Source organism: Oligoflexus sp., assembly GCF_035638955.1.
GTDB lineage: Bacteria > Bdellovibrionota_B > Oligoflexia > Oligoflexales > Oligoflexaceae > Oligoflexus.
Genome location: NZ_DASQYZ010000126.1, coordinates 1 through 12,343, shown reverse-complemented (window position 1 = coordinate 12,343; position 12,343 = coordinate 1). Strand labels below are relative to the sequence as shown.

Annotated in this window: 11 protein-coding genes; 4 read left to right on the top strand and 7 right to left on the bottom strand. The window is 46.5% G+C overall.

From position 1 onward, the window contains the following. Positions 1 to 250: 250 nt before the first annotated feature. The 5 genes from VE954_RS44225 to VE954_RS12680 all read right to left on the bottom strand — a co-directional run bounded on the left by VE954_RS44225 (position 251) and on the right by VE954_RS12680 (position 3,408). Entirely contained in the window at positions 251 to 355 is a 105-nt protein-coding gene (locus tag VE954_RS44225; RefSeq protein ID WP_414699000.1) for a hypothetical protein, read from the bottom strand. Between the two features lie 88 nt (positions 356 to 443). Further along, positions 444 to 1,400 carry a hypothetical protein gene (locus VE954_RS12695; RefSeq protein WP_324953250.1) on the bottom strand — a complete coding sequence of 319 codons (957 nt, stop codon included), beginning with the start codon at positions 1,398 to 1,400 and terminating at the stop codon, positions 444 to 446. A gap of 7 nt (positions 1,401 to 1,407) precedes the next feature. After that, complete coding sequence (locus tag VE954_RS12690) at positions 1,408 to 1,734, bottom strand: hypothetical protein (protein ID WP_324953248.1); 327 nt, start codon at positions 1,732 to 1,734, stop codon at positions 1,408 to 1,410. Positions 1,735 to 1,753: 19 nt separating this feature from the next. After that, positions 1,754 to 3,085 carry a trypsin-like serine protease gene (locus tag VE954_RS12685; RefSeq protein WP_324953246.1) on the bottom strand — a complete coding sequence of 444 codons (1,332 nt, stop codon included), beginning with the start codon at positions 3,083 to 3,085 and terminating at the stop codon, positions 1,754 to 1,756. Continuing rightward, positions 3,082 to 3,408, bottom strand: coding sequence for a hypothetical protein (locus VE954_RS12680; RefSeq protein WP_324953244.1), 327 nt, complete (start codon positions 3,406 to 3,408; stop codon positions 3,082 to 3,084). Before VE954_RS12680 ends, VE954_RS12685 begins: the two co-directional genes overlap by 4 nt. 716 nt (positions 3,409 to 4,124) lie before the next feature. Between VE954_RS12680 and VE954_RS12675 the strand changes: the two genes are divergently transcribed. The 4 genes from VE954_RS12675 (at position 4,125) to VE954_RS12660 (ending at position 10,559) form a co-directional block, all read left to right on the top strand. After that, on the top strand, positions 4,125 to 4,844 hold the full coding sequence (locus VE954_RS12675; protein ID WP_324953241.1) for a hypothetical protein: 720 nt from the start codon (positions 4,125 to 4,127) through the stop codon (positions 4,842 to 4,844). Next, the gene (locus VE954_RS12670; protein WP_324953239.1) at positions 4,841 to 5,143 is read left to right on the top strand and encodes a hypothetical protein; all 303 of its coding nucleotides are present in this window, start codon (positions 4,841 to 4,843) and stop codon (positions 5,141 to 5,143) included. Before VE954_RS12675 ends, VE954_RS12670 begins: the two co-directional genes overlap by 4 nt. Before the next feature lie 795 nt (positions 5,144 to 5,938). Continuing rightward, entirely contained in the window at positions 5,939 to 6,916 is a 978-nt protein-coding gene (locus tag VE954_RS12665) for a hypothetical protein (protein WP_324953237.1), read from the top strand. After that, positions 6,894 to 10,559, top strand: coding sequence for a hypothetical protein (locus VE954_RS12660; RefSeq protein WP_324953235.1), 3,666 nt, complete (start codon positions 6,894 to 6,896; stop codon positions 10,557 to 10,559). The genes VE954_RS12665 and VE954_RS12660 overlap by 23 nt, the downstream gene beginning before the upstream one ends. Positions 10,560 to 10,648: 89 nt before the next feature. On the opposite strand, the gene VE954_RS12655 is transcribed toward VE954_RS12660, so the two are convergent. Both VE954_RS12655 and VE954_RS12650 read right to left on the bottom strand, forming a co-directional pair. Further along, positions 10,649 to 11,689, bottom strand: a complete 1,041-nt coding sequence (locus VE954_RS12655; RefSeq protein WP_324953233.1) for a hypothetical protein — start codon at positions 11,687 to 11,689, stop codon at positions 10,649 to 10,651. Then, positions 11,686 to 12,343, bottom strand: a 658-nt coding sequence (locus VE954_RS12650; RefSeq protein ID WP_324953231.1) for a hypothetical protein, incomplete at its 5' end; no start/stop codon positions are given. The genes VE954_RS12650 and VE954_RS12655, both read right to left, overlap by 4 nt.

Here is a 12,343-nt window from a genome sequence, read left to right as displayed (position 1 = left end):
GTATATTATCAAACAGTCCGCGAATGTCGAATTCCAGTACCCAGTCGTATCTCCAGCAACGCTTACGCGTTACTTCAATTGCATCGCCTGGAACTCAGGAGGAACACTCGACGCTTCCATCTCAATCAATGCTGCCTTGCCCGCCAAGTTCAGCACCTGATCTGGTGACTTCCCATCAACCACGTGTTGCAGCAAAAGCTGATAGCAATCAGATCCTACTGGTGCATTTCCGGACATCATCAAATCCAGGTTAGTTGCTCCTGCTTCCAACCTTTCGTAAATTTTTGCTGGGATCATTTGTGGCAAACGATTTACCCCTTACCGCCGTATGGGCAGCAGCTTCCATTTCAATAATTGGTCCGGGCTCGGCGCCAAAGACATGGTGAAGATTTACATATCGACCATCGCCCGGAAAGGCCAGGGGGAGCCCCTGACCATTACATTTATTCGGACTTACAACTCAAATCACCTGGATTGGCTGCGCAAAACAGTCGGCAACCGGGAGCCAGCGGGGTTCCCTTGCAAAGAAGCTCTTTACTAATGATGGGCTTCTTAAATATTTCGCAGCCTTTTGCTGATGGATCTTCCTCACATTCTTCAGCGGTTTTAAGTACCGTCTCTTTACAGCCCACAGCCTCAGGGTTCAAACGACATCTTTGTTCTTCAAACTGCTTAACGCAATCCGCTCCTTTGCAGGTTGGGGTCTTGGGTATATCCTGTCCAATACCTTGCCCTTCACATTTTCCATCATCTATCGGTTCAGAATCTACCTCGGGTAAACTGCACTTAATTAGCGGGTTTTTGCAATCCAATAGAATCTGAGGAATCTTGGGCTTAAGTCCAATCTTGCCCCCAGTGGTGCTGCTATCGCATTCTGCATTTGGCTGGCTGCAATCCACTTTTGTGCTTCCAGGCTTCAAAACTGGCTTAAGGATTCCACCATCATTAGGATCAGGCCTACAACTTACTGCAGGGTTATCGCAATTCATATCCTCAGGATTGGTTGTATCTGGTGTATTCACCTCAGGTGCCGGTTCCGGTGCGGGCGCTGGTTCCGGTTCAGGCGCTGGTTCCGGTTCAGGCGCTGGTTCCGGTTCTGGTGTATCTGTTGGAGATGGGGTAGGCTTTGGATCTGGTCCGCCTGGTCCTGGTGTATTTGCTGGTGGCACACACATTACGGTATAACAAGTCCCTGGTTCAGGGTTGCTTACGGTACCACATGAGCCTGCGATATATGTATCAACGCAGGGAGTGGATGTTGAATGAGTCGGATCAAAGCCACAGTTGCGCGATAACTTTATTCTGCGGGAAGCTTCTTCAAAAGTCTTTTCATTGAGGGGCAAGCTCAGAAGAGGTTGAGCGAATGAAATCAAAAAAATTACGAGCAAATTCAATTTCATTTTTTACTCATCCGTCGGTATTCAAAGTCAAAGCTTTTCCATCGCGGATGACTTTGATAGAACATTTGTCAGAAGTCTGAAGGAGACCGTCCGCGTTTCTGTATTCCGCTATACTCGTGAGTTTAATTTTGCAAACTTCCTGTACTATATCTCCAACCTTTGCGTCAGCCTCTATAAGCTGGGTATTGTCCTGAAAATCACGAAGCTTGAAGCCAACGGTTACACCCTTGTTGTCAACGATCTGTTCAAACGAGCCTCTTTTAACAATTGGGCCTTGACCAAATGCCGAAGAACTTAGAACAACAAAGAGACCTGCAGTTACACACTTTTTCATAAAGTATCCTTTGATAAGATCAGTTGATTTTTTCAGCCGATGTTCTGACGTCGTTTGAATAGGTTTCTTTCCAGGTTTCTCCACTTGCGGTGACCAGAGTAAATAGTCCCTCACGCTTTCCTGCAGAAAATGTCCCACTTTGAACATTCCCATCGGGGTACTTTAATTGACCTTCACCGTTAAACTTGGCATCCTTAAATATCCCTGTGTATACCTGTCCCGAAGTAAAGGTCATCGTTCCTTTGCCATTTGGAAGGTCATTAGCCCATCCGCCGTGGTAACTTATGTATTTAGAGCCCTCTGGCCAACCTTGTTCACCATAACCCGATCTGGCATTCATTAACCAATCACCTTCATAAGTTTTACCATAGTGGTAGAACATGGTGCCCTTGCCTGTGCGGAAACCATTGCGAACAGCGCCTATATACCTGTCGCCATTTAAAAATTCGACCGTAACCCGATCAGCATCCTGATAGGTTTCCACCTTGCTTTCGCTATTCAAGGCACTTGTCAGCCACTGTTTGACATCAGGGTATTCGAGCCAAGTGTAGGCAGTGGTTCCAAAATATGCGTCATCCCCAGTGTAATATGCTATATGCGAAGACCTTGTGATTCCGATAAGCCTTCCGTCGAGCGTCAGTACAGGCCCTCCAGAATCACCGCTTGAAGTAAAGCCGGTAATACCTTCTTTGTTGGTCGAAGCATCAAGCCTAAATTCTCTTTCCAGATTATTTAAGGTGGAAAGCGGTGCCTTATAAATCTTATTTTGTGCTGATTTTATGTACTGATACCCGGGTGATTTTTCACACTCGGCAGTGCGACCAAAACCGGTTTTTTGCTCACAGCCAAATCCAGCGATAATTACAGGAAGATCCTTATCTGGAAAGGTCCCGAATGCAAAGGGCACTGCATTTACGAGGCCATCCCAAACAGTTTTTTCTTCTCTTACTGCAAAGGAAAGTTCAAAAAGCGCAACATCACTGCCATGTCCTACGCCGCTATCAGTCGGCGCTACCCATGTTGGATGTATTTGAACCTTTTTAATAAAAGCCGTGAATTTGCGCGAGTTGCTCGCAAAGATATTCACCTCTTCACCGACGCGAGCTTTATTGAGACAGTGGGCTGCGGTGATAAAAGTATTTTGAGTCAGCCGTGAGCCGGTGCAAGCACTTGCCCCTATGCCGGAACCAGCGAGACCCGTGAAACCTATCGTAGAAGGATAGGCACCCTTAGCCAACTTGTCGGATGGCTCCTTCTGTCCACCAATGATATCTAGTTTTGATGCAGATTCAGTGCCGCATGCGTTTATATATAAGATAGACACAAAAAAAACGTGTGATCGAAACGTCATTTATTCTTCCTTTCAACTTTAATATCATCTTTGGTCTCAAATTCCTTATCGGAGCCGGAACTCGTTAGGGTCAGGAGTTTGTTTTTGTATTCGGCACGGATTTGCTCTCCCCACGGATCGAGCATCCCGACAGAATCCTCGTCGCTCAATTTCCCTCGGGCATTGATGAGGATCCAAAGACCATCAGCATAATGGCTAAGAACGGGCACTGCTTTAAGAAGCGTTTGCTCTTCACGTAAATCTGTGCTGAATGATGTATGTATTTTCCAGACCAAGTAAAGCAGCACAAACAGAGCAGTAATAGAACCTATTAGCTTTTTCAAGACAGCTCCAATAATGAACGCCCTCTGTTATGAGCCGCAAAGTCGGCTTGAATCCCTAACCACTTCCATCTCAACGAGTTCTGTCACGGCTTTGCATGTGCATCCACGGAAGCGTTGGCCATCAAGGCTTTGCTGACTTTTTTTGCCGCTCATGACGTTTATTCTGGGGTTATATGTCAAAAAGTCATATTCCTTGGTATACCACGAGTTGGTAGTCGAAAAGGACGAAGTAACATTTTGCGAACATGCGCACAACATGGATTGACCCTAGGGCAAACAAATCGTTTTCCGACACGTTTACAGAAACAATCAGTGGTGGTTTGTTGTCTGTATGCGTGGCGACTCGGCTGCAGCGACCGAAGGGAACTGGAGTCCTTCGTCAAGTTTTCATAGATGTACGAGCTTGCTGAAACTCTCCTCGCAGACTTTTACTTTTGCGATGCAGTCCCTGTTGAAAGGGTACGACTTATGCACTTATCCGTGGGTTCAGAAAATGTTTGGCTACAAGGGATGCACCGATAACAGTCGTAGCAGATACAAGCACTTTGAAAGACATGAAATACTCCTTTGGTGGAAAATATCACAGTTCCCGTTTTGAAGATGAGGCTAGGAATAAACCACCGACCTAGCAGTCGCAATTCCAGAATGCAAAGCGGTTGAATGTTGAATAACACGGTGTTACTTTGCGACAATGTGATGTTTTTCGAGGGCAAAAGATGGGTAAAAGTATAGGTGAGGATATTCGAGAATTCCTTGGTCACTGGATGGAGGCGCGGTCTAGCAGGACGCTCCAGGTGCTCGCCGACCTTACCAAAATCAGCTATAACACGCTGAGAAGGATCCATATAGGCCAAGTACAACCCAATCTTGAGACGGCCCTAGCCATTCTTAACTATGTAGCCACGCCGCAGGAAGCTGCAACGGTTATAAATCAGCACTTCCCCGAAGCCGGCCGCTATTATCAGCGGCTTTTATCAAAACCTGCAACGACATTCGCACCAGATCTTTCCAGCGAATTTCAGGATTTCAATTGCTTCATGACGCTGGCGCTGGCGTTCATGGGAAAAGCAAGCAAGGACAGTCTAAGGCATTTCCTGGGTCACGCTGGATTGATTACAGCGGATAGGCTATGTAGAAGTGGTGCTCTTAAGTGGAATGACGATCAGCTTGTTGTAGCCGGTGGGGAAAAGTTCTGTATTCGTCAGGATGCTGATACTGTCAATGCGATGCTTGGGCATATCGTCTCAATTCTGAAAGCACGGGGAGAGAAGCCGTTCGCTACTGTTGCTTCGGTATCCAAAAAAGACGGCGAAAGGCTTAAAAGGCTTATCACCGAATGCGTTACGGAATGCACGGCGATCATAGAAAATTCTGATGGGCCAGAAATCGTGGCTATATCTCTCGTGCATACTAGCCTGACGGAGGGCCTTATATGAGATCCCTGCTTTTTGCAATACTGTGTGTTTCATCACGGCTCTATGCTGGTGGGATTATCGGCGGTGGTCCGCCTGCAGTTCAGGATGAAAAAGAAATGATGATGGCCAGCATTCCCGACTTGGGTTTGGAAAAGATTCTTGTTTCGACTGAAGACTATCGGCGGGCGAAAATGCGCCTGTCAGCAACTGATTTTGCTAAAATAGCAATCGGCGATCGAGCGATTGGTATTAAACTGATGAGCGGTGCAATCACCAATATTTCAGGGGATGCCCAGCTTTACCCCGAGGGCGTTCAATAACCAGAATACTAGGCTCCCTTACACTGTCAAAATTTTTCAGCTGTTTAGGGAACTTTCAGCAGCTAATCACATTAAAGTGAATGACTTTTGCCGTTACTCGTAGCAGCCGTCCAGCTGCGAAAAATTAGCGTAAGATATTGGTGCCCCACGAGGCGCCAGCTAAGAGATGGTGCAAGTCCCTCCTCGGTAGTGGTAGCTCATCGTGATGCTACGCTTGTGACAGTCAATGGTCAAGCCAAGCCGCCTATTGGGGCAGCGGCAAGGATCGGTACAGAAACCGTCATCCTGCCATCAAGGATGGCCAGTCTTCAGCAACCTTTTTGAGGTCGATGATGGTCTGCATTGTCACGACCCAATCGTTGAAGCGCCAGCCGGGGACCCTCTTTCTAAACTTCCAGAACTGAAGACCTCAGACTCTCAAAAGGGACCGCTTTTCATTCTCCTGCCGCCTGAGCACCCGAATGTTCATCGGCTTCGGTTGCGGCGCGGTTTGCTTGGCCCTGATGGCCTTGGTCCAGATTTCAAGCCACAAATGGACCGGGCACCTTCGCTCGTTCCCCATACGCCTGCCGACATGCTCCGTATATCATCCAGTGTATTGCTGTTCGCCCCCCTGTCTGCCATTGCGTTAGACCAGTGTTGGTTGATGCGCGATTACCTTCCTAAAATCGTTCAATAAAAAGTGTGATCAGCGCTAGATGCCACAAAAGAACATAAAATTTCAATAGTTATCGCACGCTACCAGTGGCGCTATTCTTGCTTCGCTCATGATAATAATCATGCGGAGCATCTAAAGTGCGTAAGAATTCGATGGAATTCCTATTCTCGACATCCCTAATAAAATTGCTGATTTTCCTTGCTGTAATTCTTACATCGATACAGTCATCAAGCTGGTCCACTGTTTTGGTCCAAGACACCTCCTCAGTAAAGTATACAGAGAGAATGCCGGGACGTCGCACTGAGCATATCCTGGACAGCCACAGTCAAAATGAGATCTCTATCAAGGATAGTACCTTCTCTTCAGAACTTCTAACGACAATCGCCAGCAGTATAGACAATTTACAACAGAGCAGCAGATACACGTCGGAACGATGGGCCGTGGTTGCAGCCATGACCCAGATCCCCCCAATTGCCATTGATGCAAAGCCATTTCTGCTGAACTACCTGGATCAACTGCGACCTGCGGATGAAGAGCAGCTAGTGGCAGTTATCCAAGTTGCAACGGATGCCAGAGACCAACTCTTGGTCGAGCAAATACCTGCTTTGCACGATCTGGCTGTCCATAGAGGTCGAATCAACGATGCCCTTGACCGATTTGACCAACACAACTATAACCCCCAAACATATGGCATTCTTGGGCTTGCCGAAGAGACACAAATCTATCTTGAGAACCTTGATAACAAGCAAAGGGTGCAAAGGTCACTTTCACTGTTAGTTGAAAAGATTGACGGACTGGAAATAGAGAAGAAAACGATACGGATGGATGACATTTCGTCCATCAATACGTTGACTGAATCGCTAGCTGATGCCCGATCCAATTTTTTGACATTGAATTCCGAGTTGGCAAACCTTAACTCCAAAGTCGAGGCATTCGAAAATTTGATTTCGGATTCCAGTGTTAAGGAGCAGTTAGGTGAGGAACACAAATTCTTTTACCAGCTTATTTCAGAGTACCGTACCAGGGTGGAAGCTGCACTGAGTAGCGAAATCATTATCGATAAATTTGACAATATTTTGGCGGCAATTAAGTATGTCGATTTTAAAGGAATATAGGGCCTATCAGTCTCTGATGGTGCTGGTTGCTATAATGTTGGCTTCCTGCCATAGGATGAGCAACTCTATAGATGAGATTAAACTAAAATGTGGCGTTACCAGCGAAGCTGTTGACCTTGAGAGATTTTTTTATCTTAAAGCTATCGATAGCAGTGGTACCAATCTGAAAAGCGTCGACCTTAAAATCGTGGAGGCTGATGGCGCCATCATAACTCAAGATGCGACCACTGAAGGATGTATTCCTGTTCCAAAAGTGAATACGAAGTGGGTCAGAGTAGTCACTTTAAAAAATGAGTCATTTTATGGTGAAGTCTCAGACAAGGCGAAAGGAATCCAAAGCATTCAAACCAGGAAGGTAGACATCCCTGGAAATTTAAAACCTGTGTGCAAGCAAAATGAAATCATTACACCAAAGGCTTTGGCAGATGCCATGGATTCCATTGCGGACAACTTTTCGGGACGCAGCATCAAATTGGCTTTTGATCTCATACCCGGAAACAGATCACTTGAGAATATACATATAAGTTTAATCCCAGGTAAAATGGCTCTGTCTGACAAACTTCTGTCTGTCCCTGATGAGCAATACTTGCTTGATGTATCACTTGAGCTAGAGAACAAGGAATTAGTGAGTTTATCCGAAAAGCAGTGCTATTTGCGAGTCGACAGAAAAAGTCCGGAAGTGAAAATTTCGTCGGGCGATGATGCCATTTCAATAAACTCGGGCAGAACAATATCGCTTAGTGCTACGGAGGCGGGAAAAACTTATTACCGAATTTCAGAAACGCGAAGTGTAAGAGAATGCTCTTGTGATGGAAAAACAACATCAGACCCGCAAAATGAGTGTAATTGGAGTGAGTATGTAGAACCTATTGTATTCACAACGAGTGGTGCTTATGTGTTGGAATACTGCGCAATTGATACCAGCGGCAACGCCGGCAAAAAATATTCGACCGCAGTGAATATCGATAATTCGGCGCCAACCGTTAGCTTGAAATGGAGGGGAGACAACCGGGAATCGCAGGTTCCAGAATTTACATCCTATCCTTTAAGCAGGCATGGGGCTGAGTTTGCCGCCGGTGATGATGGACCTAACCTGAAGACTGAGTGCCAAGTAAACGTCCGCAACCTGAAGAATCAAAACATGGACTATGTGCCTGTTTGTTTATCTTCAGTCTGTCTTAATCAGTCTTTGGTAAATTTTCAGCAATGCGACAAGAATATAGACTTCAAGATTTCATCCCCGTCCAGTTTTAGCGAGCCTTTTGTTGTTACGTTGAAGGTGAGAGCGACAGATTTGGCTGGAAACTCAACTGAAAAAGCGATTAGTAAGATCAATGGCAAATATCTAGGCTCATTTTATGGATCTGGAAAAGAAATTCCAGGAAAAATTTCCACTGAGATCCTTGGCACTCACGACGATGGCATTTGGATTCAGTCGGATGCAAACATTTATACCCTCAAAAACGGGGCCGTTGAGGAGCATTCTCCCGCAACGCCTATCAAGGATTCATGGTTTAAGTGGTACAGTGATGGCTCCCATACGATAGCCACAAGGCGGTCTGAAGCTTGGATTAGACGAGGTGTAAGCTGGGTTTCTCTCAATGCAGGCAAACACCTTAAGTCATCCATCGATACTGTTGCTATTGGGGTTGATCGCGCTGTTTTGGGAACCGCTTCAGAAACACTGGTGGTTTCGCTCAGGTCTGAACCCAACGTAGAGCCTATTCCTTTACCTATTTCCGTTGAAAATGCTCTTTCTTTTAACGCTGGTTTCGTTATTTTGAACAGAAACGGGGCCTTGTGCTGGCTCATGGAAGCGAGCAATAACTGCCGTATCCTGGATACCTTTAAAGCCGAGAGTATCTATAAAACCATGGACCGCATTTACGCCTTAACCCCTGACCACAAGCTTAAGGAGCTGACGGTGAGCAACGGGGTACTTGCTGGAAAGGAACTGGCGCTTTCAGGATCGGTAACATCGATCTTTCAACCATCAAAATCTAAAATCTATGTACAATCAGAGTCCAGTAAGATCTATGAATTGAAAGAAGGTAAAGCCCATCTTGCCACCACGATACAAGAAGGCGATAAAAGCAGCAGGATCTGGATAAGTCCACTGGGCCAGATCTGGATCGCTGGAAAGCAGGGCAGAGTGAAAACTTCCGATGGCAGTCTGGACTTTGATCTGGGTCAACTTGTTCTAAACGACATTGAATTTGATTCTCTTGGGAGAGCATGGCTTCGTGTTACATCTCCCGGGCGTTTTACCACACATCTCGCTTTGGCTTCAAAGCTGGGCCCTATAGAGTACCCTGAATATGCTGACGGGCACGTCTTTTCTTCAAACGATGGAGTCTGGGTGACATCCGCTTCCGGGCTGTACCACCGAAAATTCGTGGATTCTATCTTGCTCAATTTTGATGGTGCGGGATCAAGAAGCATGGCTCTGGACAACGGTGAAGACTTATGGTTCGTTGGATATAATCAGTCAATTCGGGTAAATGGTTTTGGCATAAAAAACTTTAAAACAGATGGTTTGGCTCCTTTAAGGTCGATTAAAAAAGGCAACGTATCGCTCGTCATTGGCGATAACAAGAAACTTGGCCTCATCAAGGACCACTCAATTGAGGTCATTGATGCACCTGCAGATCCTAGAAATTGCACCATTCTTGAAGAGAAACTGTGGTGTGAAGACATGACCTATATCGATGGGGACTGGCGTCCAGCCAAACGTCCGGATGATTGCAAATGGCTTGGTTTCAGTTCAAACTTGGTATATTTTTCATGTTCAAATAAGTTTGCCTCCTATTCATCCAGTGGTGAAGTTGTCGGAAGCCAGATTTCAGGCATTCAACTCCGCAGCATATCACCTGTTCAAACAATTTCTGCATCAGATACTATCTGGGCGCTGTTAGACACCGGGGCCGACACAAAGCTGATTGGCAGAATAAGCAGCAGTGGAAAACTCGAAACTTTCCCCGTTCCTGGGGTCAAGCTCGATGCTCCTTTCAAGCTACTGCACGAATGGAACGGAACTTTGTTGCTTGAGGATGGCTATTCCATATTCAAACAGAACTCCAAGTCTTTTGAAAAGGTTGTTGATTACCGGAAGTTGCCAGCTGAGGCAAACCCAAGCGGAGTACTGCCATACGCCTATCTAAAAAAGGAGAAGCATTCACGTCTTCTTGTCGAGGGTGATGATGACGTGATACACATCAGCGAAAGTGGAAAGTGGAAGACTATAGCCATATTAGGGAAGGAGTCATTCATCCGCCCATCTGAAGAGGAATGGTTTGAAGGCAAGTCTGTACTTGTGTCGCCATCTGGAACCCTATGGCTCTGGACTCAGGAGAAAATTGCAGAGTGGCAAAAAAATGGATGGAATGTACATGAGGTAAAAAGCTCGCTTCCGTTTGACACCTATGTCAATCCCCTGGGATTCTTTGATAGTCAGGGTAGACTGTGGATTCCTCATAGACTCGAAGAGGCCTATTCAGTATTCGATCCGCAAGATAAGTCCATAGGGATGGTAACGTTTTCTCCTGGCATTCTAACTGAGTTTTCAATCCATGAAGATTCAGCGGGCAATTTCTGGGAAGCCAGTGAGACCGGCTTTAAAGCAATTCATGTAGAAGAGCAATGAGCCCCCGAATGAAGCATTTGCATGGAGCTTTAAGGGACGAGGTCTAAGCTCTCTAGGGCCATCTTTGAGCTGCGTTGGATGTCATTTCACTAAACTGTTCTCAGACACCTTAGGCACCGTGCCATTTCTAAAAACTGGTCCCTTAACCGTAAGGCGTTTAGGGAGGATGCAGCCAGAAGAAGCGCGCGTAGAAGGATGAGGAGGATTGCTTCGATCCACATGGTCTGGCCCGATGATGTGCCGAGCACTTGATTGCTTGGAAGATCATTTTTAAGCTTTCTCAACCTTGAAACCTCAGCACCAAAGATTTCCATATTTTTCCATGCTCGCCCCTTGGTCGCTACGTCGAGTGATCGTTCGGCTTGCTTCAGCTGTTCACTGATTTGAGTCGTTTCAGATATTGTAACAGAAGGTTGAGAGGCAGCTTTTACTCGCGATTTGGCATAGACATGAAACGATAGCGCTGAAACGAAATAACCAAAAAATGTCAGATGGACCATAATCCTGAGCCATTCAGCTCCTCGGCTGAATTTCATGGTTACAAGGGATAGAAATGCCAGCTCACTGGCTAGCGCCAGAGGTACTGCGAATCCGGGGAGGATGTCGTGTTCGCGATAAAATGCTACCTGCATTGCAGTCATCAGAACTGTTAGGCCAGCAACCAGAAGCAGCCTGAATATGAATGAAAGCGGCATCCTTTTGAAGAAGCTGACTGAACCGAGGCTCATCAAGTTGTCAGCTTTGAGTTCAGATTTACATGAAAATTCATTCTTTTCGGCCACTGATCCGGCAAGTTTCAGCCTTCTTCCCATTTTAATGGCCTCAGTATCTCCTGTTTTCTGATCGTTCGCGGATTCAGGTGTGGAAAATATCATACCCTGCTCAGCGATTTCAGAAGGTGCTGAAAGAGCCTGGGAATCGGAAATGGCCTGGACGCTTTCAGCGACATCCGCTGATACCGAGGTCCGTTCTGCACCCGATGCCTGAATCAACTCATGTTCCAACGCAGGGACGACCTCCAGGCGAGGAGTGTGCTTCTGACTTTTACGCACTTTGGCCTTGTTCAGGATCCTATCTCTGTTTTTCTGGTAGTATTCCCGGTTCCGCTGCTTCTTTGCTGCATTGCTCATTGAGTGGCCTCCGCTTTCAGCCTGGAGCTGAGCCTTGTATACATTCCGAGGCAGTAGCCAAAATTAAGCCTTGGCAGAGCATCGAGGATTGATTTCAGCTTGGCTTTGTCCAGTTCAGTCAGGTCGGTCTTTAAAAGCCTCTCAATTTCAGACTTCAATCCACGCTCGTCGGAAGGGAGGAGAGGATCAGCTTCGATTCCCAGTCGATTTTTTGCCTCATTGATGGGGTCCTGCAGCAGGTGGCGAACCACTGCGTCAGACGATTTACCGAAATTCCTCGATTTCTTTTGGATGAATTCAGGAAGTTCACCAAGTACCTCACCCAGCTCTTGCTGGCTCTGCGCTCTCATCAGGGCAAGACCAGCCTTTTCAACAATCTCAGCCTTGTTTTTTAAAGCACAGTCCAGGCCACCGAAGAGGAAACAGATGCTCTTTGCGCGAGAGGTAATATACGGATCCGCGGCGATCAGCAGCAGCCGTTCCATATAGAAAATCTCATTCCCCCTGATTCGGTGCGCATTCCACGATTTCCGACCGCCAGGTCCGCTTGAATCCGACCGCCAGGTCCTTGTTTCCGACCGGAGCAGCGCAACGCCTTCCTGCAGTTCATGACGCCTTGGATGGATCGCTGTCAAGGTCAGCTTGCTTTTTTCT

Bases quoted from the DNA above. Each gene is read 5' to 3' on its own strand.
- VE954_RS12695 (WP_324953250.1), bottom strand. From the start codon at position 1,400: ATGAAATTGAATTTGCTCGTAATTTTTTTGATTTCATTCGCTCAACCT.
- VE954_RS12690 (WP_324953248.1), bottom strand. From the start codon at position 1,734: ATGAAAAAGTGTGTAACTGCAGGTCTCTTTGTTGTTCTAAGTTCTTCG.
- VE954_RS12685 (WP_324953246.1), bottom strand. From the start codon at position 3,085: ATGACGTTTCGATCACACGTTTTTTTTGTGTCTATCTTATATATAAAC.
- VE954_RS12675 (WP_324953241.1), top strand. From the start codon at position 4,125: ATGGGTAAAAGTATAGGTGAGGATATTCGAGAATTCCTTGGTCACTGG.
- VE954_RS12670 (WP_324953239.1), top strand. From the start codon at position 4,841: ATGAGATCCCTGCTTTTTGCAATACTGTGTGTTTCATCACGGCTCTAT.
- VE954_RS12660 (WP_324953235.1), top strand. From the start codon at position 6,894: ATGTCGATTTTAAAGGAATATAGGGCCTATCAGTCTCTGATGGTGCTG.
- VE954_RS12655 (WP_324953233.1), bottom strand. From the start codon at position 11,689: ATGAGCAATGCAGCAAAGAAGCAGCGGAACCGGGAATACTACCAGAAA.